This is a genomic window from Marinomonas phycocola, assembly GCF_047525455.1.
Lineage (GTDB): Bacteria > Pseudomonadota > Gammaproteobacteria > Pseudomonadales > Marinomonadaceae > Marinomonas.
The window spans coordinates 163,123-186,073 of record NZ_JBLIXL010000006.1 but is presented as its reverse complement, the minus strand read 5'-3'; the positions used below and the strand labels follow the sequence as shown (position 1 = coordinate 186,073).

Below are 22,951 nucleotides of genomic sequence, written 5' to 3'. Positions count from 1 at the left end.
ACTGCTGATAATTCATGTTGGTACTGCTTAGTTTTGTGGTGAAAAGAAGTGTACCAACTTCAGCAGTTGGCTTCTTCTACACCTGATTAGCAGTGTCGCACTTATTATCTGAATTTAGGAGTATAGTTCATTTAATTTAACTCTGACCCCATTTATTCTGCATTTATTCGTGCGCTTGAATCGTCAAACCAATTGCATTATGAGTATGGTTTATTCGACTCATCTCTCAATTGTTATGGTCAAAAAACCATGGTTCTAGGGACTTTTTGATATCCAGAAGTGTGTTTAAGTATATAGTCGGCTCATCTACAATAACATTTCCATTGGATAACACTGTTTTTCCATCGATTAACTTATCTGCAACACTTCCAAATTTGTTATCAGTTAATACAACTTCTTGTGAAGAAAAAGCTACTATTCCATCGTCACCAGTGTGAATGAACGTATTTTCATATATTCTGAATATGCCATCTTTGTTTGCGAACTTTGCTGAACTATTGTTAAGGTAAAGTCCATCATCATTAGATTGCAAAACAATATTCTGGTAGATGGAGGTGTTACCAAATGCATTTATCTGCATTCCGTGCCCTGTGCCTAATTCTATCCAATTTCGGAAAATTTGTGCCTCTGATCCGTCGCCAACAAATAAACCTTCATTGTGTGCGCCGTGGTCACGGGTTCCGTAATTTCTAATATAGTTATTAAAAATTTTTGCGCCATTGTCTGCGTTTTTGATTTGAATTCCATCGAAGCCTGTATTTTCGATACGGTTGTTGTAAACGCTGAGGTCAATTACAGAGTGAGGGTAGGTAATTGAGTCGCACCCCTTTTCGACTCGGCCTTGATAAAACCCATGGCCAACATACATTCCTTCACCACCGACGTCGTGGATGTAATTATCATGAATGGATACTCCCGTCATATCCCACGGCGGGATTATACTTTGCTCATATTTTATCCAAATAAGACTTTGGCTCTGAAATTGTCATCCCATGCTGCCCGTTGGCGTTTTCCCGCTATGCTGTCTTTGAGTGGATTAACTTTGAGCATGTTCACTAACATTCGGTTAAATAATGCCATGTTTTTAGCGCCATCTTCTGCGTAAATGAGACTGTCGTCTTCTTTGAACGTGACATCTAACACCCAATGATAACTTTCAATCTGCCAATGCCCTCTTATGACACGTGAGAGATCAGCTACGTGGTTATCCATCGAGCTGAGGTAGTAGCTGGTTTCTTGTCTGTTATCCCCCTCTTCCACATGGTGGATACGTGTGACTTCCACGATACTCTTGGCACTGTCCCATTGTTCAATACCTGTTATCCAATTGTCGATGGGTAACGAGGTGTAGTGCCGCTCAACTATTCTGCCATGCTCTGCATCCACATCACTGGCGGTATGGACAGAAGGTATCATGGCTGGGAATACCGTGGGGTAAGTCGAGAAATTGGGCAAACCAATCTTGTTTAGACTTCCCGTATTCTTCAATGGAGCAAACGTCATCACAACCTGCGATGATGGCGCAGATGGAGGTGGTAGATACTCTGTTTAAGCGCAAGCTTTTTTATGCTCTTCACTGAATAGTTTTGAGGAGTTATAAGGATCCTGTGATTAGCTCGAATTGCACGCTTTCATTTTCTGAAAAGCTCAATAGTAGTCATCTGTTTATTTCTTTAAATAGATGATATGAGCGTTTTTTTTCTAGAAACCGCGTTGGTCAAAACAACAACAAAAAAGCCCATGGGGGTTGCGTACAGTGATGTGACGCAGAAAACCCATGGGCTTTTTTTAGTAGGTTGTCTGATGCTGTTACTTGCTAGGCAAATAACTCAGACAAGCGTATTACGCGATCACCATGCTTAAACCGGTAAGTGCAATCATACCGCCTGCAATGCGAGTTACCCACTGGTTGTAAATCGGTGCGATGAGTGTGTTTAAACCTTTGCTTAATGCAATGCCTACAACGTGCAATGTGATGGACGCGGTGGCGAAGCCAGCAACATACAAGGAGCCGTGAACGTCCATTGGCATTTCAAGGCCATGCGCTGCGCCGTGGAAGAAGGCAAATGCGGCAACCAATGCACTGCAAATTGGCGTTGAGAATTTAGAGGCGGCAGCAAGCAGAGCGCCTAAAAAGATGACGGAAAACACAATGCCTTGCTCAATAAATGGTACGGCTAAACCGCCAACAACCAAGACACAACCTAAAATCATTGTGCCAACAAACGCCGCTGGTACCGTGAAGACGGCTTTGTTACCCAAACGTGCGGCCCATAGACCAATCGCTAGCATTACAATTAAATGATCCAATCCCATGAATGGGTGAACGAAGCCAGACAATAAACCGCTTTCAGCGTGACCAGGATGAGCAAGAGCAACAGGCGCAGCGGTGGCAACGCCAGCCAAAAGCAAAACGCGGAGGGTGTTTTTGTAAATCATGGGATTCTCCATTGGTATAATTTAAAACAAAACGCAAAAAGGCAAGATTAACGGACGTTAAAAACGCATAGAATCTGGCTAATGTGTTAAACCACAGCCTGAGCTGGCGGAATATTTTTGGATTCTAACATACCCTCTTTAATGATGAGTTGAATGATTTCATCCAATCCTTGCGCTTTTTTCAAGTTAGAGAAAATAAAGGGTCGGTCACCTCGCATCATTTTCGCATCACGCTCCATCACGTCCAAAGATGCGCCGACTAATGGGGCCAAATCGGTTTTATTAATAATCAACAAATCCGACTTGGTAATGCCTGGGCCACCCTTTCTAGGGATTTTATCGCCTGCCGACACATCGATCACATAAATGGTGAAGTCCGACAGTTCAGGGCTAAAGGTCGCGCTGAGGTTGTCACCGCCACTTTCCACAAAAACCACATCCAAATCGCCGTGGCGCTCTACCAATTGATCGATTGCTGCCAAGTTCATTGAGGCGTCTTCACGGATGGCTGTATGTGGGCAACCGCCTGTTTCGACTCCTAGAATGCGGTCTTCGTCTAGGGCTTCGTGTTGTGTTAAAAATTTCGCGTCTTCTTGGGTGTAAATGTCATTGGTTACAACGGCAATGTCATAATGATGGCGCATTGCGGCACACAAAGAGCGCAGTAGTGCGGTTTTCCCTGATCCTACTGGACCACCGACACCGATTCGTAATGTTTGTTTTTTCATAATCTTGTCCTACTTCTTCTCTTGCTAAATAAAGTTCGCTAAATAAAGCGTGTTTAATCGTGCTTCTGTCTAATCTTAATTCTGTGTTCGGTCTTTTTATCTATGTGTATTATCTGTGTGTACTGTCTATACATGCTAAGAGCGAAAAAGCCGCGAGTATTGTGTTTCGTGTCGAGCGCTGGCAATGGCGATAGCCGGAAGGCCCGCGCCAATGTCATCGCTTGGCAGCGCATCGGCGACCGCAATGGCAGCGGGTATGCCGATTTGCAACTCGCCTAATAATTGTTGAGCCTGTGTTTGGCCTAATGGAACCAGTTTAGTTGCCGCAGCAATTTGGTTTTCCAGCCAAGACCACGCAAAACCAAGCGCCGCCGTATGAAAGGGGATCGTCCAATAATGGGCCGCCACGGCAAACAAGGTGACAAAGCTAACCGTTTCTCCTTTTGCAAAAGGCACGGGCATATCCAAACTGCGCAACAATCGGCCCAATGCTTCCCCCATGGCCGTATCGGTCAGTTTCAGCTCTTTGGTTTCACGACAGGCCAAGACCAAATCGTTGCATTCTCGAAGCGTCATAAGGGAAGAAGAGGGTGAATTTAGTGCTTCCATCGCCAATTTCAAAACGGGCAAATCAAGGCGAGCAAGGGATTCGGTCATTTGTGTTTCAACCCAATGAGCAACCTGATTTGAACGGGTAACCCAACCTGCATCGATGGCGTATTCAAAGCCCTGTGAAAAGGAGAACCCACCCACTGGCAAGCTGACACTGCTTAACTGCATCAAGCGCAATAAGCTGTAGTCAGAAGACGCATACACAGCGGAATGTTCCGCTATAACGTCAACGGGAAGCGCCAAATTAGGGATGGTTGTGGCCATGACTGTAGGCTCCAGATTCAGGAATGAAAACGGTGTTAATGTGCGTGACGGTCAATCCAAGCAGAACCAACATCTCTTCTAAAACGTGATCAGGCGTAATGTTAAGTGAACGCTCACATACTTGTATCTTCACGTGCCTATTGCCTAAGTGATAACACGCTTTAGAGAAAGTAACCCAATCGTCACAGGTTGCGTGCGCCACATTTTCTATTGCACCTTCGACTTGGATATATTTACCACACTCTGAAAGTAAATACTCACCAACCAATAATGGCTTGCCACGTTCTAGGAAAACTCGGACTTCTTCACCGTTGGCACCTGTTAACTTTAATCGGCTACGGTCTCTTTGTTCGTGAGTCAGTGTGACGCTGGTGTAGGCTTCTTCATGGCAGTGAGTGCCAAGGCGTTCATATATAGTAATCATAAGGTGTCCAAATTCGTCATCAAATGGTGTAAGGCCGTCTGTTTAAAACAGGCAATACAGTTGCGCCAGAGGCAATTCTTCTGCGGGTTCGCAGGTGAGTAATTCACCGTCGGCGCGTACTTCGTAAGTTTGTGGGTCAACCGTAATCGTCGGTTGCCAATTGTTCAGTACCATGTCGGCTTTGCCTATGTTACGTGTGTTTTTACAGGCGACTAATGTGCGATCCAAGCCCAAGGCGTCCCCCACTTTGTTGTCTAATGCGGCTTGCGATACAAAGGTCACAGAGGTTTGTGCCGACGCTTTGCCGAAGGAGCCAAACATAGGGCGATAATGAACGGGTTGGGGTGTCGGAATAGAGGCATTGGGATCCCCCATTGGGGCATTGGCGATCATGCCACCTTTGATAATCAAAGAAGGTTTAACACCAAAAAATGCGGGTTTCCAAAGGATTAAATCGGCCAATTTACCCGACTCGATGGAGCCCACTTCATGGGAAATACCGTGAGCAATTGCTGGGTTAATGGTGTACTTGGCGATGTAACGACGCGCGCGAAAATTGTCGGCTCCTAAGGCTTTGTCTTCTGGTAACAGGCCAAACTGTTGTTTCATTTTGTGGGCCGTTTGCCAAGTACGAGTGATCACTTCACCCACGCGTCCCATGGCTTGAGAATCGGATGAAATCATACTGAATGCGCCACGATCATGGAAAATGTCTTCCGCAGCAATGGTTTCCTTACGGATACGAGAATCCGCGAATGCCACATCTTCAGGAATGTTGCTGTCCAAATGGTGGCAAACCATCAGCATGTCCAAATGTTCGTCAACTGTGTTGTGGGTATAAGGCCGAGTTGGGTTGGTGGAAGAGGGCAATATGTGTGGGAAACCACAGGCACGAATAATATCAGGTGCATGGCCGCCCCCTGCGCCTTCCGTATGATATGTGTGAATGGTTCTGTTTTTGAACGCGCCGATGGTGTCGTCCACAAAGCCTGATTCATTTAATGTGTCCGTATGAATGGCCACTTGCACATCGTATTGTTCGGCAACACTGAGACAGGTATCAATGGAAGCAGGGGTGGTGCCCCAATCTTCGTGCAGTTTTAAACCGCAGGCTCCGGCTTCCAGTTGCTCTATTAATGACGCGGGTTGGCTGGCATTGCCTTTTCCAAGAAAGCCTAAGTTCATCGGCATGGAGTCCGTTGCTTGCATCATTTTTCCCATGTACCACGGGCCGGGTGTGCAGGTGGTGGCATTGGTGCCCGTTGCTGGGCCAGTACCGCCGCCAACCATGGTGGTGACACCAGAGGTGAGGGCTTCTTCAATTTGTTGCGGGCAGATAAAGTGAATGTGCGCATCGATACCGCCAGCGGTCAATATGGAGCCTTCCCCTGCAATGACTTCGGTGCCGGGGCCAATGACGATGTCGATGTTGTTTTGAATGTCTGGGTTGCCTGCTTTGCCGATTTTAAAAATGCGGCCTTCTTTGATCCCGACATCGGCTTTTACAATGCCCCAGTGATCGAGAATCAAGGCGTTGGTGATGACCAAATCCACTGAGGTGTTGTTGTCTAATTGGCTTTGTCCCATGCCATCACGGATGACTTTACCGCCGCCAAATTTCACTTCGTCGCCGTATTGGGTAAAGTCTTTTTCGACTTGAATCCACAGATCTGTGTTGCCTAAGCGAACCTTGTCCCCAACCGTTGGGCCAAACATTTGTGCGTAACTTTGTCGATCCATCGTCACTTGGCTGGTGGTTTTGTCAGCGCTAGATGAACTCATAGCATCATCGTCTAAAGGCCCCATGATGTCACCACGAAAACCGTAGATTTCACGTTTTCCAGCATAGGCCACCAATTCAACTTCACGCCCTTGGCCCGGTTCAAATCGTACTGCAGTACCAGAGGCAATGTTTAAGCGGAACCCTTTGGTGATCTCCCGTTCAAAAGACAGTGCGGGGTTCACTTCGTAAAAATGATAGTGAGAGCCAATTTGAACAGGGCGGTCTCCGGTATTTTCAACACGCACACGGACGGTTTCACGGCCAAGGTTTAATGGGATGTCACCGTCGGCCACCTGAATTTCTCCAGGAATCATACCGCTGCCTTTTTTAACTGAAATCGATGAGGACATAAGGTGCTCCTTTAGCGTTAATTAATGGGATTGTGAACCGTGACCAGCTTGGTGCCATCTGGAAAAGTGGCTTCGACTTGCACTTCGTGGATCAGCTCGGTGACACCATCCATGACTTGATCTTCTGAAAGCAAGGTCTTACCGTAGCTCATCAATTCGGCAACGGTTTTGCCATCGCGCGCGCCTTCAATAATCTCCATGGTTATGTATGCCATGGCTTCAGGGTAATTCAGCTTCAAGCCGCGATTTAAACGACGCTCTGCCAATAATGCGGCGGTAAACACTAATAATTTGTCTTTCTCTTTTGGTAATAATTCCATTCAACAGTCCTCAAATCGTTTGTTCTTGCATGCTCTAGCGTATTCTTGTGTGTTCCAGTCGGCTCTGTGACGTGTGTTTCTACGTGGCCCAGATGCGAGGTTTACAGATGGGAACCTCCAACAATTCAGGGCGAATCAGCTGCCAGTAATGTGTAAAAGCCAGTTTTGCTTGTTCTGAATCTGGCCCCAGTGAGCGGATCACAATAAAGCCGCTGACAAAGCTGATGCCTGTGACTCCGTGTTGATCGTATTTCTTGGAAGCTTGGCGTAATCGCTCTATTAATTCGGTGGGTTCTTTTTCGACTTTGTTACCATCTTGATTGTCGCTTTCTGTACCTGTAGGAGAATGCTCAAAAAATGGCCCCGCCAGCATAAAGCCGTTTACCGTGTGTTGCCTTAACCCCGCAGGTGAGCCCAATAAATGGCGATTACGGTCGTCAATTAACAAACGTTCTTTCAGTATCAAACGTTGATCTTGTTTAACCTGAATGCATTGGCTGACTTGACCTTGATTAAATGGTTGCTGGCTGGCTGTTAATCCAAAACAGGTGACCTCCCAACCAATGAACTTGGCACCTTCAGCGAGGTTTATATGAGTGTCTAAGCGTGTTTGAGCATCAGGATAGAGTAAGGTTTCTTGAGGCAACCATTCCAGTTGAGCTTGTTTACCGACGTTTAATATCACTATTTGATGTTGTAAGCTTTTGTCCGCTCTGGCTTTGTAGACTCGACCCGCACCGGGGGTAGTAATTAGCACTTTGGTTTCGGGTTGTAGATCACTGGTGATGGTTAAACGATCTCCAGAGACCAAACCGCCAGGAGGGTGCAACAGGTAAATGTGGGCCCTGTCTTTGCCTTCTGGGTAGAACGGTTTTTGTACGTAAAGAGGCCCTTTATGCTCGCAGGTTTTTAACATAACGCCACGACGGGTATTGGCAAACCCCATGGTTAAAAAGGCGTGCCATTGAGAAGACGGCAAGATAGCTGGTGGCACTTGCTCTCTAAGATGTTTTGTATTGTTTGGCTCTGTTTGAGCAAGGCTATTGTTATTATTCATGGATACCTTTTAATGCCGTTATTACTGGTACGGCTGAATGAAAACCGTGTCAAATGTTACCCCGTGTTGTTGCACTGCTAGCTCTTAATAGCTATTTCTTAAACCGCCAGATAGTGACGAATTAAATCATCGGTTAAGTTTTCCATCCGGTCAGACGCAACAACGCGGCCTTTCTCTATCAAACGAAAGGATTGGCCAACACGACGAGCAAATCCCAGTTTCTGCTCGACTAAAATGACCGTTAGCCCTTCTTCTTTATTCAGTTTTAAAATCACATCCCCAATTTGTTTCACAATATTGGGCTGGATGCCTTCATTTGGTTCATCAAGGATTAAAACGCTCGGTTCGAGTACCAATGCGCGTCCTATGGCCAATTGTTGTTGCTGACCGCCAGAGAGGTCTCCTCCTCTTCTATGCAACATTTCTTCCAATACCGGAAAAAGTGTAAATATTTTTTCAGGGATTTGTTTTGCACCATCCTTACGAACGGGCAATCCAATGCGCAAGTTTTCTTCGACGGTAAGCATGGGGAAGATGTCTCGTCCTTGGGGAACATAGCCTAAACCAAGATAGGCACGGGACTCGGCGCTTTTCTTATGTAGTAGATTGTTTTCAAAGCGTATTTCGCCATTTTTGATGGGTAATAATCCCATTAAACATTTTAGTAATGTGGTTTTTCCTACGCCATTTCTCCCCATAATGCAGGTGATGGAACCGGGTTCTATTTGCAAATCCAAATCCCACAGAATCTGAGTGCCACCGTATAATTGGTTTACATTTTTCATTGAAATCATAGGTAAGATTCTCCTGGCTTTGTGGAGGAAGTGAGGCTGGTGTCTTCTCCGAGATAGACTTCAATCACGTCTGGATGGCTTTGAATGTGATTCATTGTTCCTTCAGCGAGCACAGAGCCTTGATGAAGCACTGTAACGGTGCGTGCAATGCTGCGAACAAATTCCATATCGTGTTCGACTACGATAACCGTGTGATCGCCTGCTAATGAGGTAAGCAGTTCGGCGGTACGTTCGGTTTCTTGTGCGGTCATGCCGGCAACGGGCTCATCGATTAGCAATAACCTCGGCTCCGCAGCCAGTAACATTCCAATCTCAAGCCATTGTTTTTGCCCGTGGGATAATGCCCCTGCCAACATAAAGCACTGTTCTTTTAGCCCTATAATGGTTAGCACTTCGTCGATGCGATCCAGTTGAGTGGGAGTGAGCCGTGCCCAGAGCGTAGGCAACACGCCTTTGTCCGATTTGAGAGACAGTTCCAAATTACTAAACACGGTTTGTGCTTCAAACACCGTGGGTTTTTGGAATTTACGACCAATGCCGAGCTGAGCGATTTCAGCCTCGTCTTTGTTTAACAGGTTGATATTTTGCCCAAAAAAGACCGAACCTGAATCACAAGGTGTTTTGCCGGTAATGACATCCATTAATGTGGTTTTGCCTGCGCCATTGGCACCGATCAAACAACGTAACTCCCCATCATTGATATAAAGGTTTAGGTCATTTAATGCTTTAAAACCATCAAAACTGACACTGAGCCCTTCGACGTAAAGTAAAACGTTTTTGTCCACATTTACCTGCTCTGTTGGCGGTGTTAAAAAAGACCAAACTTGATCGCGGCGTAGTGTGTTACGAGTGGATTCCAAAAGGCTCATTGGTTTACCTCCTTATCGGTCGAGCGAGTGTCGTTGGTGCTTGAGGGTGCCTCAGAAGCGGTGCGGTATTTCGCTTTAAGTTGATCGTAAAGCCCCATTAACCCTTTCGGTAAATACAAGGTGACTAAGACAAACAACGCACCCAAAGCAAATAGCCACGCCTCCGGTAAAATGGCGGTGAAGCGCGTCTTTGCATAGTTAACTAATAAGGCTCCGATAATGGCGCCGATCAAGGTGCCACGGCCACCAACAGCGACCCAAATAACCATCTCAATGGAATTAATCGGGGAGAATTCACCAGGGTTGATGATGCCCACTTGCGGGACATACAGTGCCCCTGCAATGCCTGCGATAATGGCCGAATAAACAAATAACCACACCTTGTAGTTTTGTGTGCGGTAGCCCAGAAAACGCGCTCTGGATTCCCCGTCTCGCACCGCTAATACCACCTTGCCTAAACGGGATTTAAGGATGTAATGGCTGCTAACAAAAACAAGGGACAACATAATGGCCGTGATGACAAACAGACTGACACGAGTGGCATCGGATTGCAGATCGAACCCAAGGATTTCTTTAAAATCGGTTAAGCCATTGTTCCCCCCAAAGCCCATTTCATTTCTGAAGAAAGACAGCAACAACGCGTAAGTCAGTGCTTGGGTCATAATGGACAGATACACCCCAGTAACGCGGGAGCGAAAGGCCAACCAGCCAAAAACAAACGCCAATACCCCGGGCACAAACACCGCCATGATCATGGCAAACCAGAATTGATCCATACCGAGCCAAAACCAAGGCAGTTCTTTCCAATCAAGGAACACCATAAAATCGGGCAGAAGGGGATTGCCATAAACCCCACGATCACCGATTTGACGCATTAAATACATGCCCATGGCGTAGCCGCCTAAGGCGAAAAAGGCACCGTGCCCAAGGCTCAAAATACCACAATAGCCCCAAATGATATCCACAGCCAAGGCCAGCATGGCATAGCATAAATACTTACCTAATAACGTAATTGTGTAAGTGCTCACATACAATGCAGAGCTTTCAGGTAGAAAGAGGTTCGCTGCGGAAGCCAAAAGCGTAACGGCCAATAGCAAGATGACAAACGGTGCGGTGTGCTTGCCAAAAGCCCGCTTTTCACTCCCGTCTCTAGAAGGATCTTCTGTTGACGGGTCGGACTTTGAAGTAGTAGAGGATAAAAACGGATTAAACATAGTCATTCTGCCGCTCTCCCTTTTTGAGGAAAGAGTCCTTTAGGACGTTTTTGAATAAAGAGGATAATAAAGACCAGCACGATAATGGCTGCCAGCACGGCTCCGGTAACCGGTTCCAAAAACTTGGTTGCAATGCCCAAGGAGAAAGCCGCAACGAGGGTGCCAAAAAGATTGCCTACGCCGCCAAACACCACCACCATAAAAGAATCGATGATGTATGCTTGGCCCAAGTTTGGCCCGACATTGGTTAACTGACTAAGAGCCACCCCTGCGATGCCAGCAATGCCTGAACCTAATCCAAATGTCATGGCATCTACCCACGCAGTTTTCACTCCCATGGCGCGGGCCATATTGCGGTTCTGCGACACGGCTCTGACGTTCAAACCCAAAGAGGTCTTTTTCAAGACAAACAACAAGACAAAAAAGACCAACAAAGCAAAGGCCAGAATGTACAGGCGGTTGAGCGTCAACGACAGCACAGGGTTGATCTCTACCGAACCACTCATCCAGCTGGGTGATGAAACTTGACGGTTAAGTGGGGAGAAAATGCTTCGCACCAGTTGTTGTAGAATCAAACTGATACCAAAGGTCGCCAACAGCGTTTCTAATGGCCGTCCATGTAGATGGCGAATCACACCTCGCTCAATGATCACTCCCATTAACCCAGAGACTAAAAAGGCAGCGGGTATCGCCACCCAAATGGAATAATCAATGTGGTTTGGCATCAGCAATTGCACAACGTAAGTCGTGTAAGCACCGAGCATGATCATTTCACCGTGGGCCATGTTAATGACACCCATCACACCAAAGGTAATGGCAAGCCCAATAGACGCAAGTAACAGCACAGAGCCTAAGCTCAGGCCAAAGAAGAGTTGATCGACCAAGGCATAGCGGTTTACCCGTTGATCAATGGACTTCAACGCAGTCAATGCGGATTGGCGCACGGCTTCTGGTTGTTCGTCTTTTGTTAATTTTGTAAGCAAGTTTCGCACGTCGTTCTCCAAACTGTCAGCGAGGCGACGAATGGCAGTAACACGTTCAACTTCGGAATCGGAATGGGTCGCACTGTACACATCCAACGCCACATCCATCATCTCTTTAACGGAGGTGTCTTTTTCTGTGGTACGTAACTGATGTATGTGTTCAATGGTGTCGTTGTCGAGTGAGCTTAATAAAGAACGCACCGCCGCTTCTCTTTTGGCGACGTTTTTGGAGGACAATTGAATGCGAGCAATGGCGCTGCGTAGGTATTTACGTAAGGTATTGTTGACCTTTACTTTCTTAACATCACGCTTGGTTAAACTGGGTGCTGTATCTTGTGTAGCGGATGGATTACGAGTCGCAAACAGCGGTTCAAATGCGGTTTCACCGTTTTTTTTAACTTTTGCCGTCAGAGAGCGATCTGCTTTGACATAGTACAAATGACCATTGAGCAGGGTAATAAACAATGGCAGCATTTCTTCATTGCTTGCTTGTTCAATTTTTTTAAGCACAGGCAATGATTTTTTCAAGCTCACTTGGGTGAGTTCTACTAGCATAGCCTCCATGCTGGGAGAGGGCGCGATTGGATCAGGCGAATCAGCATGAATTGCCGTGCTAAAAAGAAGAAACAAAGCACCACAAAAGACGAGGAATTTTTTCAAGCGAGTACTCCACTTAACCTTAATGAATGGGTTAAAACAGGCAACTAAAAGGAGAAAAGAACCAACGGCCCATTGCTGAGCCGTTAGTCACTATCTGGGAGGATAGAAAAGCTTGTCTTAGTCAACTTGACTTAGTAAGTTTGACCAGAGCAAGATTTCGTTTTTGTGTTGTAGTTACCGCACTTAATTGGAGCGGTCCAATCCGATATTAGATCCATAGAACCCGGTAAAAAATCAGACCATGCATCACCCGGAACCACACCTTCTGTTTCCCAAACCACTTCAAACTGGCCATCGTCTTGGATTTCACCGATTAGAACGGGTTTGCTTAAGTGATGGTTTTTGTTCATCACCGCTGTACCGCCTGTTAGATTAGAGGTTTCTTGACCAATCATTGCTTGTTCAACCGCATCAACATCCGTTGTACCCGCATCCGTTACCGCATTGGCCCACATTTTGAAACCGATGTAAGTGGCCTCCATTGGGTCATTGGTGACACGATCAGGGTTGTTAGTGAAGGCTTTCCACTGAGTGATAAACTCAGAATTGGCATCGCTTTCAACACTTTGGAAATAATTCCAAGCGGCTAGGTGACCCACTAATGGCGCGGTATCTAAGCCAGACAATTCTTCTTCACCGACAGAGAAAGCAACGACTGGAATGTCTTCTGCTGAAATGCCTTGGTTGCCCAATTCTTTATAGAAAGGCACGTTGGCATCCCCATTGATTGTGGAAACAACCGCTGTTTTCTTGCCTTCGCTACCGAATTTTTTGATATCAGAAACAATAGACTGCCAATCAGAGTGACCAAATGGCGTGTAATTGATCATGATGTCTTCGGCGGCAACGCCATTGTCTTTTAGATACGCTTCTAAGATTTTGTTGGTGGTACGTGGGTAAACGTAATCCGTACCAGCCAATACCCAACGCTCTACTTCTAGATCGTCTTTCAAATAGTTAACCGCTGGGATGGCTTGTTGGTTTGGCGCAGCGCCTGTGTAAAAGACGTTTTTAGACGACTCCTCGCCTTCGTATTGCACTGGGTAAAACATCAAACCGTTCAATTCTTCTAGTACAGGCAGCACTGATTTACGAGAAACCGATGTCCAGCTACCGAAAATAACGTCCACTTTTTCTTGCGTTAACAACTCACGGCCTTTCTCTGCAAACAAAGGCCAATTTGATGCAGGGTCAACCACAATTGCTTCCAGTTGCTTGCCCAGCAAACCGCCTTTTTTATTTTGTTCTTCAACCATCATTAACACGGTGTCTTTCAGTGTGGTTTCACTGATTGCCATAGTGCCCGATAGGGAATGCAACACACCCACTTTGATGGTGTCCGCTGCGTGAATGTTCACCGCAACCAAGGTGGCACCCGCTAGAGCAATTGACGAAACAAGCGTTTTCATTTTCATAGTGTTGTACCTTTAAGTGAAAAAACGGAATAAAAAAGAGTTCATATTCTCCTAAAGAACGGAGCCGTTACTCGCTGCGCCTTTAGATAACTAAGCCACTTCAGTATTCATAAAAAACGCAATGCGCGGTATTCGCTGATTAACGCAGAGGCATACGTCATTTGACGTATAGGGAGTTTTTACCTTGTGAGGTAAATCGTAAAAGACACAAACGCCTTCCGACGGCTTGAGACGGTATGTAAAACGTAAAGCAAAAAGCCTTCGTCTTTTCTGCTTGCGTCACTGGCGTCGTCAGCGCAGAAAAGGCGAAGGCATTGTGCTTTTGGTATGATTATCCTAGGAAGATAAGGCTAACTAGTTGAAATTATTTAATTAAATTTATAGGTGGCTTGTATTGCATGTGTATTAGATTGATTAATTACATGGATAGATTGTATGGTGGTCATAGTTATTACTCGCGAATTTAAAATGCTACTATGGGAAAAATGATGGATAGTCTCTACAGCAATTCGAAAGAAATGAGTTATTACGTTAAAAACCGACTGGAGAAACTTGGTTTAAATTCGCTGTTTTGTTTGTTGTCTGCCATGTATCATTTTGTGAAGGTGTAACGAATTATTTTAAAGCCTGATTAATGTCTGTGGTGTAAGGGAGCTAGAAGTCACAATGAGTCAATTTACCTTTAAAAATATAGAAACCGCTAAACTTGTTACTCTTAATGTTAATTTGAAAGTCCTGACATCTTCCGGCCGAGAGATGTTTATACAAGACTCTGCAGTGTTTATTCTCCTTCATCAACTCTTTACGCAAAAAACATCTTTAATTAGTTACTGTGATATCGGTACTATCGTCAGGGATCAGAAATCGACATTTCATATGGAAGATAGCCCTGATAGTATCATCGCGAATAAGTATGTTTTTAAATCCCGAGCTGCTTTAAAAAGCGTTTTAGTCGATGATTTTATTGTTACTGTTCGAGGGCTAGGGTATAAAGTCTCTAATAAATGGTTGCTGGTTTCAGAAGAAAAACGGAACGAACAAAATAAAAACGCTTTTCTAAAGGAAATTACCGGCATTATTGAAGATTGTATTGCATATAGCGAATCAGTGGAGATCATTCAGGATCAGAGTGGGTTAGCTTTTATTAAACCCAGTCAAGATATTGCCTTGGAGCACTTTCGTCGTATGAATGATTGTTATCATGCTTTTTTAAATCGATATTCCGCCCCTGGAAACAGTATCGAATTGTTTGAGTTAAGAGAGAAAATAACAAAAGTCCTTCTTTACGCAATATATTGGCGGGTAGGCGATAGTCTGACTGATGTGAAGTTTCGATCAGACTACCATAATGAGTTACAGATCCTTCTCAGGCAGATAAAACAAGCAGTAACCTTACTTGATTAAGATGCATACTTGATCGGCTCAAATTTGCTCATATGTTTAATCGCAGTGATATAGATCTCCATCAATGTACTCTTCTGCTTCGTAGCAACGTAGAGTCTCAGAACCAATCTTCTTTATCTTTAAAAAATCCTTTTCATTCCGAATAATATGTATGTTGTTTGAACCTGGAGATTTTTTTGGTTTTACAACAAACGGCATTCCTAGTTGTGTACTGATTTCATTAGCTTCGTGATGCTCAGAAAGAGTATCTAGAAACAAGGGAGTTGGGACGCTTCTTGTTTGTAACCACTTTTTCATTACTACTTTGTATCTAAATCTTTCTAGGTTTTTTGCGCTTTTTTTACCCTTGCGTAGAGAACTGGCCAATGCAACATTACCCTCATCAAAACAGATCAAATCAACAACTGAATAAGATTGTCTGATAGAAGTAATGATCTCGTTAATTTCATCATAATCGTATTCAAGAAGTACACCATCATTGGATGAAATATCTACAGGAAACTGAAGGGAAAAACATGATGAAATATTATTTTCCAATTGATCCAGTTCCTGCTTTGATGCGACAAGTATTAAGTCACTTTTATGAAGGAGAGGCATTGAAAAATCAACTTGTGTTAGCTGTCTTGTAGAAAGAAATAGAATTGCTGTGTTTATTTATTACGTCCTTGATATTATGCTTTTTTAAGCCTTGTTTGGAAGAGCATTGCTAATGCCATAAGCAGAGTTAGGCTGACTTCCAATACTGAAAAATGCTTATTTTCAATTAATATCATAAATATCAAGCAAAGAATTGGAGTCAGTGGTGTAAATTGAGCGGTGGTTTTTGCTCCTAATGTTTTGATTGATTTTTGCATTAAAAACATCGGTACAATACAGACTGTAATCGAAATGACAGACAGTAATACTAGGTCATGAAAGTGAATTTCTGATTGTTCAATAGAAAAAATGCTATAGATGCCACATAAAATGGTGACCATGAAAAAACGGATGGAGAGAATTTGTGAAGCGGAAATTCCGGTTTCTTGATGAAGGTGAGCACTTTCTCTCATGTAGAATGCGCCAAAGAGCGTTGATATGAGCGTCAGGCTTAGACCCATTATTGTTTCGTATATTCCACTTCCTGACACTAAAAAGGATATAGAAATAGCAAGCATAAGCGTTAGAATATTTATAGACTTTTCAATTCTCCCTATCATATTGTAATTATAAAGAGCATTAAAAAACGACAACCCTGAAAAAAATACCATTATATAAGCAATCGGGCTAATATGTAGTAGAACGTAAAATGCTAATAATGTATTAACGAATGTGGATAAATTAATTTTAAAAATAAGTTTTTTATTTTTAAGTAGAATGTTCAGTATGGTTTTTCGACTCTTTATATTGATAGTGAAAAAGAAAATAGCGGCTAACCCATAAGTAATAAATGTGGATACAATTGGATCTACGTTTTTCACGACTTTTGACATAAATACAAACGATAATGAAAAAAATACGCAAAATGCGACAATTTCTTTATATTTAAGCATGATAACTAAGAAGCCCTTTCTTTGAGTGATTTGATGAATTAGCGATGTCAGAGACAATTTTCTTAGCCTGAATGACAGAAGATCGTACATAATTCGTTATCGGTATTTCACCCATAGTTGGCCCATCCATTATATACAAAGGTACAGTGTTATTATCAGAAATAACTTTCATTGAACTTGAATTAATTTTCAATCCTCCGGATTGATTTTTAGTAACAGAAAACTTAGATAAATATTGGATTAAGGTGTCATCAATTGGTTTCGGGATTATTCCCGAAGCATTAATAACGACATCAAAATCTTTTGCTTCCTCTCTAACTGAAACTCTATTGTTCTTGACTGCAACCTTAACATCTGAGTTTTCAATAAAGGTTGATCATCCAAATGAATCAGCATATTTTTTTGATTGCCAGAAGCGATCATGACAATACTCTTTAAAATAATAACGACTGACAAAATCAGATGAGGAAACGTTTAAATTAGGCTTTTTGTCTTGTAACCATTTAAAATAGTCTAGCTTATCATCCGCGTATAAAGAAGAGACTCCGATACTTGTATTGTTCAGAGAGGACGCTAAATCTGTATTGAAGCTGAAGCTTTTTGCTATGCCAAGCGTATCAAATATGGTGATAGAAATTAAGTTATTATGTAACTCTTTTATGAGCTGTAAATAAGAGGAAACTCCACTTGGATCTGCGCCAATGATGGCAATTTTTTTAATGTTCTTCATGAGTTTCCATTCTATGAATAATAAATTTAGTGTTTAATTTTTATTATGCTAATTATCTAAGATCTCTACTGAATGTTTTTATTGAAAAATGTAGGTAACAATCATGTAAAATCCCATCAATATCATAAATACTCCCAATATACGGTCTATTAAGTAGACTTTATTATCAAACTTAATTCTGACACTTGGAATCGTCACAATAAAAATAAATATTAGGTACCATGTCATTTGTACAAAAATTATCGAAATAATAACGAATAATAGCTTTTCCGTACTCATGGACGGTGAAATAATAATTGAAAATAAAGAAACGAAATATATTGCGGCTTTTGGATTGAAAACATTTACAATGAAGCCATTCCAAAAAGCTGATTGAGTGGAAACATTTCTCTTTTCGTTAGCCTGTGACTCTTTTTGTTTTGAGAAAGAGCTCTTTGTGGATTTATAGCCAATAAATATAAGGTAGCTTCCACCTAAGATACCTATAACGTGAGAGAAATTGGCAGAGTGACTAAACGCGGCTGTTAGCCCTGCAGAAGAATAACTAATATGAACTAATAATCCAGCACAAACACCAATACCACAAAAAATACCGGCTTTTCGACCTTGGAGTAAAGTTTTTTGCGATACCACCACAAAGTCTGGACCTGGTGAAATCGATGCCATTAGGTGAATTGTTAAAATAGAAAATAATGCGGTTGTGAAATCCATGTCTTACCTCAATTAATTGAATAGCTCACTTTGATGCGATCTTTTTTGCGTTTAATACGTGTGACCTGCAATCCTTTTAATTCTGTAGTATTACTAATATGTGTACCTCCACATGGGACAGGTGTAAATCCATCAATAGCAATCATTCGCATTAGAGTGCTCTGAGGTATGAATGTACTTAATTGGGGTCGAAGAGATTGAACTTCTGATAAATTCAGCTCAAATGACAGTATCTTTCTAGGTGACTTATTAACTAAGGTGTTGATTTTTAAATTAATTAATTCTGCTGAGAAGGTATCATGGGTTCTTTCACTTTCTATCAGCTCAATGTAGGCATCGTCGGGATAATGATGCCCTTTTGCAGGAGACAAGTTGTGGTCTAGTTCCTCGAAAATATGAGATAGCAAATGTCCTGCAGTATGCAGTTTTGCATTTAACAGGCGACGGGGTATGTCAATTTTCTGGATACATTGTTTACCAATACTTGTTAGAAGTGAAGGGTGTGACTCTAAGACATGGGCAATGCCTTTTTCTGTGGTTTCTGTGTGATGTACTCGATGTGCACAACCATCAATGATAATGACTCCTAGGTCGCAGGGTTGACCGCCACCCTGTGGATAGAAAATGGTGTCGTCACAATATACAGCGACAGAGTCATCCATTGTCATTACATGAATAATCTGAGTAGTGAACTCTTCTAAATAGGTGTCTGAAAAGTATTTAAATGTTGTCATAAGATACTTCATCGTTTTGACATTCAAAAAAGGCTTGTCCAATACGCCCAATTTTTGGGGCGTTAACATAGTTGCCAAAAAACGCGCTTTGTTTAATCTTATTTGAGATATCTTTATCATTTTTTGTATTGAAGTATTTCGGTACTCGTACTGCATCAATTGTTCGGTTAAACAAACCATCTAAGTGCCATTTTTCAAGATCATTGGTGATAAGTATGTTTTCCGACTGTGATGTCAGCACAGTAGCGAGATTTGATATAGACATGTTGATACCTAACGTTGTTTAAGTTGACTCCAAGGCTAAATAATTATTTGAAATGAATAAAATACAGATAAATTTGGAATAGAAAGATAAACGTTGAATATTTGGATCTAAAGTGAAACGTGTCAACCTGCTTTACACCAACTAGCTAATAATTAAATTGCAGCCCTGTCCAAAAAAATCATGAACCACATGTTGGATTGTTTTTGTTCGAGAAGTAGGCAAAGACAAATTAAGCCCATTTAATTCGGCGGTTCCTGCCGCTCGAATATTGTCCTCAACAGGAACGTTTAATGAATAGCCTTTAACAGGGTAGACAGGGATAGAAACCTTCAGTCACGCATTAATTTTGTGTAATAACTACCTAAATACCCCCGCACTTTTTAAAACTCAAGTTCTCCTTGAAATGTCGTTACACCATTTACTGCTTCTGATTTTATATTAATGCGTTCAATGTTGGTGTTGAACATGAATTTAACGCTCAGCGATTCACACGTATTTTTTAAATATTGACAAAATATGAAGCAGTCTCCTGTCTCATCACCCAATAACCTTAAACCACCTTGAAGTTTTTCTTGCACTGTACTAAGGCCAGGCTCAACTTCAGTGCATTCTTTTTGTATTGAATCAATTTGGCTTTGAGTTCGGGTGCTCTTGATTGCCAGTATAAAACATAACCGATTCAATAAGATTTGAAGGCCTCTGCGGTTTAGTAGGGGCTTTTTTGTTGGAATAACGGAAAACGCAATTTCGTAATTTCAGCCATCTGAAAACAGGTAAATCAGCCAATGTATTGTATAGTGGGTACTTTAGGTTAAGTGTTGAATTAGGCGACTGGTTTTACTTTGATTCCGTCGTCTAAGGCTGATTCAAATAAAGCGATGATCAGTAAAAGCGTATGAGGGTGTGAATAACGTGTCGAGTAAAGAAACGAGTTGGTCTGTCTGTAAGGAATGTCAGGGGCGTGGTAAAAAGAGTCAGAGATTGCGTAAAAAAGTAAGGCTCCGCTATCTGGAAGCGCTTGAAATCTTCGAAAAAACAGGGAGTAAAGGCATAGCACCTGTGAGGCCTAAAGGTCATTTGTCTTCATGTTTGGCGTGTGCCGGATCTGGGTTATTGCTCTCTGAGAGTCATCCTATTGCAAATACAGAGCATTACCCTCATGTTGCGATTATCGGCGGTGGCATTAGTGGTGTCGCGCTGGCCGTGGCGTGTTTGCATCGAGGTATTCCGTTTACACTTTATGAACGAGACAGTGGTTTTGAGGCACGATCTCAGGGTTATGGATTGACTTTACAGCAGGCCAGTAATGCGATCAAAGGATTGGGTGTTGTTTCTTTAGCAAAAGGTGTGGTCTCAACTCGTCATGTGGTGCATACAACGGAAGGAAAAGTGATCGGAGAGTGGGGCATCAGAAAATGGGTGCCATCCGATGTGAAAGCGTCGCCTAAACGAACCAATGTACACATTGCTCGACAATCCTTGCGTTTGGCATTACTTGATCAACTCGGTGGTCATGATGCTGTGCAATGGGGTCATCAACTCGTAAATTTTGAAGCGGGTGACCGTTCGGTTGATTTGAGTTTTCAAGTAGAAGGCGCAGTGAAACATGCCAAGGCTGACATTGTTGTGGGAGCCGATGGTATTCGTAGCACAGTAAGAAGGTTGCTAATCGGTGAGGATATCGCGCCTTTACGTTACCTTGGTTGTATTGTGATTTTAGGTATCTGTCCTCTACAGAAGATTGATGTTGAAAGTGAGTTGTTGGATTCGGCTACCGTCTTTCAAACCGCCAATGGCAATGAAAGGATCTATATGATGCCGTATGACGCCGATTCGATTATGTGGCAACTGAGTTTTCCTATGCTAGAAGAGAAGGCTAAGTCATTGAGTGCTCAAGGGGCGCAAGCACTCAAAGAAGAAGCCCGTCGTAGAACTCAATGGCACGATCCCATTCCTCAGATATTAACAGGGACGTCAAGTGAGCAAGTGTCAGGTTATCCCGTATACGATAGAGAATTACTTGATGTTGAATGGTTATCTAAAAACGCTCAAACTACCTTGATTGGTGATGCGGCTCATCCGATGAGTCCATTTAAAGGTCAGGGAGCAAATCAAGCATTGCTGGATGCGTTGTCTCTAGCTCGACGCATTACAAAAGGGTGTGGCCCTTACTCTCAATGGAAAGACGTTGGTGTGAGGGAGAGTGTGCTCACTCAGTTTGAAGCAGAAATGTCAGCACGAAGTGCGTCCAAAGTAACAGGCTCCGCCGAGGCGGCACAGTTTCTACACTCTGACATTGTATTGCATGAAGGGGATGAGCCAAGAGGACGTTGTCTAAAGAAAAATGACGCATAGCATTGTGAAAAATCTAGAGTACGCAATGCGTTTCATTCGTCGTTTTCTGATATGCTTACCTCAATTGAAAATAGGGAATTAGGAAAATGAAAAAAACGTATGTTACTGCGCCATTGATAGCCGCCTCACTATTAGTCGCTTCGATCTCTTCTTCTGTCGTTTACGCAGGCTGGTCTGATGCACTCAAAGACGTTGTTAAAGGTGAAGATGTACAAAAAGTATTGGATAACGTTGCTGGTATCAGCACTTCTGGAAAAGTCAGTAATTTAAGCACTGAAACTGTGATTGAAGGTTTGAAAGAAGCTCTTGAAGTCGGTAGTCGACGAGCGATTGAAGAAATCAGCCAACCAGGTGGTTATCTTAATAATCAAAAAATACGCATTCCTTTACCGGGTAAAGTGAACTCCGTGGCGTCTTTGTTGAAACAATACGGCTTAGAAGGCCAAGTAAATGCCTTTGAAGAAAGTATGAACAGAGCGGCGGAGAAAGCAGCGCCACAAGCGACTGCATTGATTGTTTCTGCTATTAAAGACATGAGCTTTGAAGACGCGCAGAAGATTTACTCTGGCTCTGACGGTGCAGCCACTCAATACTTCAAAGAGAAAACCAGTGGCCAGTTAAGGGAGTTGTTTAAACCGAGTGTTGAGTCATCATTAGGCGACGTGGGCGCAACTCGTTACTACAATGACTTGGCTAAAAAGGCTAAAGACATTCCCTATGTTGGGGATAAAATTAATCTTGATCTGAATGATTATGTCACCGAAGAAGCATTAAATGGCTTGTTTTCTATTCTAGCGGCTGAAGAAAAAAGCATCCGTAAAGATCCTGTGGCACGTACAACGGACTTGTTAAAGAAAGTGTTTGAATAATAATCACAACCTAAAACAGGGTGATTAGTCACTCTGTTTTGGTGGTTTTTGCTTTTTTGCGTAAGGGTTTTTACGATATTTCATTGCGGATAAGTCATATTCGCTTTTCATAGTTAATGCCCTCTCTGATAGTGTTTGCTTTCATTTTCTGTGGCTTTGGTTTTGTTTCGATGAGACATTAACGTACGAGAGTCCGCAGTGCTTGATCTGGTTGGTGCTGGCGGTATCGGGGTGGTATTAAGCGATTCGATGAACTTGTTTGAATGGCTGCGTGTTGCTATTGCGTTATTGGCTATTTTTGTTGTCGTTACTGTGGTTGAAATTGTTGTAGTAAATATCCATAAGCGATTAATTTAAAATCTATATCGCCAGAGAAAGCATCGCTGTATCGGTACAGCGATGCTTTCTTTCTGCGTTTTAATCCTAGTTTTAAACTAATAGT

At 42.9% G+C, this 22,951-nt stretch carries 26 protein-coding genes; 5 read left to right on the top strand and 21 right to left on the bottom strand.

Annotated elements, in window-relative coordinates:
* Positions 1–226: 226 nt before the first annotated feature.
* The 3 genes from ACMUMJ_RS06940 to ACMUMJ_RS06930 are packed head-to-tail and all read right to left on the bottom strand — an operon-like array spanning position 227 to position 1,558.
* Positions 227–922: a right-handed parallel beta-helix repeat-containing protein gene (locus ACMUMJ_RS06940; protein ID WP_414678081.1), complete on the bottom strand. Its 696-nt coding sequence runs from the start codon at positions 920–922 to the stop codon at positions 227–229.
* Positions 923–954: 32 nt separating this feature from the next.
* Positions 955–1,416, bottom strand: coding sequence for an ISAs1 family transposase (locus ACMUMJ_RS06935; protein ID WP_414678080.1), 462 nt, complete (start codon positions 1,414–1,416; stop codon positions 955–957).
* On the bottom strand, positions 1,388–1,558 hold the full coding sequence (locus ACMUMJ_RS06930) for a transposase family protein (protein WP_414678079.1): 171 nt from the start codon (positions 1,556–1,558) through the stop codon (positions 1,388–1,390). The genes ACMUMJ_RS06935 and ACMUMJ_RS06930 overlap by 29 nt, the downstream gene beginning before the upstream one ends.
* Before the next feature lie 128 nt (positions 1,559–1,686).
* Between ACMUMJ_RS06930 and ACMUMJ_RS06925 the strand changes: the two genes are divergently transcribed.
* Positions 1,687–1,863 (top strand): hypothetical protein, encoded by a 177-nt coding sequence (locus ACMUMJ_RS06925; RefSeq protein ID WP_414678078.1) that lies wholly within the window; start codon positions 1,687–1,689, stop codon positions 1,861–1,863.
* Here ACMUMJ_RS06925 and ACMUMJ_RS06920 read toward each other — a convergent pair.
* From ACMUMJ_RS06920 to urtA, 12 genes are all read right to left on the bottom strand, one after another.
* On the bottom strand, positions 1,843–2,439 hold the full coding sequence (locus ACMUMJ_RS06920; protein WP_414678077.1) for a HupE/UreJ family protein: 597 nt from the start codon (positions 2,437–2,439) through the stop codon (positions 1,843–1,845). The genes ACMUMJ_RS06925 and ACMUMJ_RS06920 overlap by 21 nt on opposite strands.
* Before the next feature lie 86 nt (positions 2,440–2,525).
* Positions 2,526–3,167 carry an urease accessory protein UreG gene (ureG, locus tag ACMUMJ_RS06915; protein WP_414678076.1) on the bottom strand — a complete coding sequence of 214 codons (642 nt, stop codon included), beginning with the start codon at positions 3,165–3,167 and terminating at the stop codon, positions 2,526–2,528.
* Positions 3,168–3,302: 135 nt separating this feature from the next.
* The gene (locus ACMUMJ_RS06910; RefSeq protein WP_414678082.1) at positions 3,303–3,947 is read right to left on the bottom strand and encodes an urease accessory protein UreF; all 645 of its coding nucleotides are present in this window, start codon (positions 3,945–3,947) and stop codon (positions 3,303–3,305) included.
* Positions 3,948–4,023: 76 nt separating this feature from the next.
* On the bottom strand, positions 4,024–4,467 hold the full coding sequence (gene ureE, locus ACMUMJ_RS06905; protein ID WP_414678075.1) for an urease accessory protein UreE: 444 nt from the start codon (positions 4,465–4,467) through the stop codon (positions 4,024–4,026).
* A 42-nt stretch (positions 4,468–4,509) separates the two neighbouring features.
* Positions 4,510–6,600 carry an urease subunit alpha gene (ureC, locus tag ACMUMJ_RS06900; protein WP_414678074.1) on the bottom strand — a complete coding sequence of 697 codons (2,091 nt, stop codon included), beginning with the start codon at positions 6,598–6,600 and terminating at the stop codon, positions 4,510–4,512.
* Positions 6,601–6,617: 17 nt separating this feature from the next.
* On the bottom strand, positions 6,618–6,920 hold the full coding sequence (locus tag ACMUMJ_RS06895; RefSeq protein WP_414678073.1) for an urease subunit gamma: 303 nt from the start codon (positions 6,918–6,920) through the stop codon (positions 6,618–6,620).
* A 79-nt stretch (positions 6,921–6,999) separates the two neighbouring features.
* Positions 7,000–7,977: an urease accessory protein UreD gene (locus ACMUMJ_RS06890; RefSeq protein ID WP_414678072.1), complete on the bottom strand. Its 978-nt coding sequence runs from the start codon at positions 7,975–7,977 to the stop codon at positions 7,000–7,002.
* A gap of 98 nt (positions 7,978–8,075) precedes the next feature.
* The gene (gene urtE / locus ACMUMJ_RS06885) at positions 8,076–8,771 is read right to left on the bottom strand and encodes an urea ABC transporter ATP-binding subunit UrtE (protein WP_414678070.1); all 696 of its coding nucleotides are present in this window, start codon (positions 8,769–8,771) and stop codon (positions 8,076–8,078) included.
* Positions 8,768–9,640 carry an urea ABC transporter ATP-binding protein UrtD gene (gene urtD, locus ACMUMJ_RS06880; RefSeq protein ID WP_414678069.1) on the bottom strand — a complete coding sequence of 291 codons (873 nt, stop codon included), beginning with the start codon at positions 9,638–9,640 and terminating at the stop codon, positions 8,768–8,770. The genes urtE and urtD overlap by 4 nt, the downstream gene beginning before the upstream one ends.
* Positions 9,637–10,860, bottom strand: coding sequence for an urea ABC transporter permease subunit UrtC (urtC, locus tag ACMUMJ_RS06875; RefSeq protein ID WP_414678068.1), 1,224 nt, complete (start codon positions 10,858–10,860; stop codon positions 9,637–9,639). The genes urtD and urtC overlap by 4 nt, the downstream gene beginning before the upstream one ends.
* Entirely contained in the window at positions 10,857–12,392 is a 1,536-nt protein-coding gene (urtB, locus tag ACMUMJ_RS06870; protein WP_414678067.1) for an urea ABC transporter permease subunit UrtB, read from the bottom strand. Before urtB ends, urtC begins: the two co-directional genes overlap by 4 nt.
* Before the next feature lie 236 nt (positions 12,393–12,628).
* Complete coding sequence (gene urtA / locus ACMUMJ_RS06865) at positions 12,629–13,912, bottom strand: urea ABC transporter substrate-binding protein (protein ID WP_414678066.1); 1,284 nt, start codon at positions 13,910–13,912, stop codon at positions 12,629–12,631.
* Positions 13,913–14,578: 666 nt separating this feature from the next.
* Between urtA and ACMUMJ_RS06860 the strand changes: the two genes are divergently transcribed.
* The gene (locus tag ACMUMJ_RS06860; RefSeq protein WP_414678065.1) at positions 14,579–15,316 is read left to right on the top strand and encodes a hypothetical protein; all 738 of its coding nucleotides are present in this window, start codon (positions 14,579–14,581) and stop codon (positions 15,314–15,316) included.
* A gap of 36 nt (positions 15,317–15,352) precedes the next feature.
* Here ACMUMJ_RS06860 and ACMUMJ_RS06855 read toward each other — a convergent pair whose 3' ends face one another.
* The 6 genes from ACMUMJ_RS06855 to ACMUMJ_RS06830 form a co-directional block, all read right to left on the bottom strand.
* The gene (locus tag ACMUMJ_RS06855; protein WP_414678064.1) at positions 15,353–15,853 is read right to left on the bottom strand and encodes an ATP-grasp domain-containing protein; all 501 of its coding nucleotides are present in this window, start codon (positions 15,851–15,853) and stop codon (positions 15,353–15,355) included.
* Between the two features lie 134 nt (positions 15,854–15,987).
* Entirely contained in the window at positions 15,988–16,845 is an 858-nt protein-coding gene (locus ACMUMJ_RS06850; protein ID WP_414678063.1) for a DMT family transporter, read from the bottom strand.
* 376 nt (positions 16,846–17,221) lie between these two features.
* Positions 17,222–17,575 carry an FAD/NAD(P)-binding protein gene (locus tag ACMUMJ_RS06845; protein ID WP_414678062.1) on the bottom strand — a complete coding sequence of 118 codons (354 nt, stop codon included), beginning with the start codon at positions 17,573–17,575 and terminating at the stop codon, positions 17,222–17,224.
* A 78-nt stretch (positions 17,576–17,653) separates the two neighbouring features.
* The gene (locus tag ACMUMJ_RS06840) at positions 17,654–18,286 is read right to left on the bottom strand and encodes a LysE family translocator (RefSeq protein WP_414678061.1); all 633 of its coding nucleotides are present in this window, start codon (positions 18,284–18,286) and stop codon (positions 17,654–17,656) included.
* 8 nt (positions 18,287–18,294) lie between these two features.
* Positions 18,295–19,020: an alanine--tRNA ligase-related protein gene (locus ACMUMJ_RS06835; protein ID WP_414678060.1), complete on the bottom strand. Its 726-nt coding sequence runs from the start codon at positions 19,018–19,020 to the stop codon at positions 18,295–18,297.
* Positions 19,007–19,285, bottom strand: coding sequence for a hypothetical protein (locus ACMUMJ_RS06830; RefSeq protein ID WP_414678059.1), 279 nt, complete (start codon positions 19,283–19,285; stop codon positions 19,007–19,009). Before ACMUMJ_RS06830 ends, ACMUMJ_RS06835 begins: the two co-directional genes overlap by 14 nt.
* A 912-nt stretch (positions 19,286–20,197) precedes the next feature.
* On the opposite strand from ACMUMJ_RS06830, the gene ACMUMJ_RS06825 reads away from it, so the two are divergent.
* The 3 genes from ACMUMJ_RS06825 (at position 20,198) to ACMUMJ_RS06815 (ending at position 22,866) form a co-directional block, all read left to right on the top strand.
* Positions 20,198–21,640: an FAD-dependent oxidoreductase gene (locus ACMUMJ_RS06825; RefSeq protein ID WP_414678058.1), complete on the top strand. Its 1,443-nt coding sequence runs from the start codon at positions 20,198–20,200 to the stop codon at positions 21,638–21,640.
* Positions 21,641–21,726: 86 nt separating this feature from the next.
* Positions 21,727–22,509, top strand: coding sequence for a DUF4197 domain-containing protein (locus ACMUMJ_RS06820; protein WP_414678057.1), 783 nt, complete (start codon positions 21,727–21,729; stop codon positions 22,507–22,509).
* A 198-nt stretch (positions 22,510–22,707) separates the two neighbouring features.
* The gene (locus ACMUMJ_RS06815; RefSeq protein WP_414678056.1) at positions 22,708–22,866 is read left to right on the top strand and encodes a hypothetical protein; all 159 of its coding nucleotides are present in this window, start codon (positions 22,708–22,710) and stop codon (positions 22,864–22,866) included.
* Positions 22,867–22,951 lie beyond the last annotated feature (85 nt).

What these genes read in the sequence shown, in the direction of transcription:
- ACMUMJ_RS06925 (WP_414678078.1), top strand. Translation starts at nt 1,687, where the DNA reads ATGAGCGTTTTTTTTCTAGAAACCGCGTTGGTCAAAACAACAACAAAA.
- urtB (WP_414678067.1), bottom strand. Translation starts at nt 12,392, where the DNA reads ATGCTAGTAGAACTCACCCAAGTGAGCTTGAAAAAATCATTGCCTGTG.
- ACMUMJ_RS06850 (WP_414678063.1), bottom strand. Translation starts at nt 16,845, where the DNA reads ATGCTTAAATATAAAGAAATTGTCGCATTTTGCGTATTTTTTTCATTA.
- urtC (WP_414678068.1), bottom strand. Translation starts at nt 10,860, where the DNA reads ATGACTATGTTTAATCCGTTTTTATCCTCTACTACTTCAAAGTCCGAC.
- ACMUMJ_RS06860 (WP_414678065.1), top strand. Translation starts at nt 14,579, where the DNA reads ATGAGTCAATTTACCTTTAAAAATATAGAAACCGCTAAACTTGTTACT.
- ureC (WP_414678074.1), bottom strand. Translation starts at nt 6,600, where the DNA reads ATGTCCTCATCGATTTCAGTTAAAAAAGGCAGCGGTATGATTCCTGGA.
- urtE (WP_414678070.1), bottom strand. Translation starts at nt 8,771, where the DNA reads ATGATTTCAATGAAAAATGTAAACCAATTATACGGTGGCACTCAGATT.
- ACMUMJ_RS06935 (WP_414678080.1), bottom strand. Translation starts at nt 1,416, where the DNA reads ATGATACCTTCTGTCCATACCGCCAGTGATGTGGATGCAGAGCATGGC.
- urtD (WP_414678069.1), bottom strand. Translation starts at nt 9,640, where the DNA reads ATGAGCCTTTTGGAATCCACTCGTAACACACTACGCCGCGATCAAGTT.
- urtA (WP_414678066.1), bottom strand. Translation starts at nt 13,912, where the DNA reads ATGAAAATGAAAACGCTTGTTTCGTCAATTGCTCTAGCGGGTGCCACC.
- ACMUMJ_RS06835 (WP_414678060.1), bottom strand. Translation starts at nt 19,020, where the DNA reads ATGACAACATTTAAATACTTTTCAGACACCTATTTAGAAGAGTTCACT.
- ACMUMJ_RS06845 (WP_414678062.1), bottom strand. Translation starts at nt 17,575, where the DNA reads ATGAAGAACATTAAAAAAATTGCCATCATTGGCGCAGATCCAAGTGGA.
- ACMUMJ_RS06910 (WP_414678082.1), bottom strand. Translation starts at nt 3,947, where the DNA reads ATGCAGTTAAGCAGTGTCAGCTTGCCAGTGGGTGGGTTCTCCTTTTCA.
- ureE (WP_414678075.1), bottom strand. Translation starts at nt 4,467, where the DNA reads ATGATTACTATATATGAACGCCTTGGCACTCACTGCCATGAAGAAGCC.
- ureG (WP_414678076.1), bottom strand. Translation starts at nt 3,167, where the DNA reads ATGAAAAAACAAACATTACGAATCGGTGTCGGTGGTCCAGTAGGATCA.
- ACMUMJ_RS06840 (WP_414678061.1), bottom strand. Translation starts at nt 18,286, where the DNA reads ATGGATTTCACAACCGCATTATTTTCTATTTTAACAATTCACCTAATG.
- ACMUMJ_RS06890 (WP_414678072.1), bottom strand. Translation starts at nt 7,977, where the DNA reads ATGAATAATAACAATAGCCTTGCTCAAACAGAGCCAAACAATACAAAA.
- ACMUMJ_RS06940 (WP_414678081.1), bottom strand. Translation starts at nt 922, where the DNA reads ATGACGGGAGTATCCATTCATGATAATTACATCCACGACGTCGGTGGT.
- ACMUMJ_RS06895 (WP_414678073.1), bottom strand. Translation starts at nt 6,920, where the DNA reads ATGGAATTATTACCAAAAGAGAAAGACAAATTATTAGTGTTTACCGCC.
- ACMUMJ_RS06920 (WP_414678077.1), bottom strand. Translation starts at nt 2,439, where the DNA reads ATGATTTACAAAAACACCCTCCGCGTTTTGCTTTTGGCTGGCGTTGCC.
- ACMUMJ_RS06820 (WP_414678057.1), top strand. Translation starts at nt 21,727, where the DNA reads ATGAAAAAAACGTATGTTACTGCGCCATTGATAGCCGCCTCACTATTA.
- ACMUMJ_RS06830 (WP_414678059.1), bottom strand. Translation starts at nt 19,285, where the DNA reads ATGTCTATATCAAATCTCGCTACTGTGCTGACATCACAGTCGGAAAAC.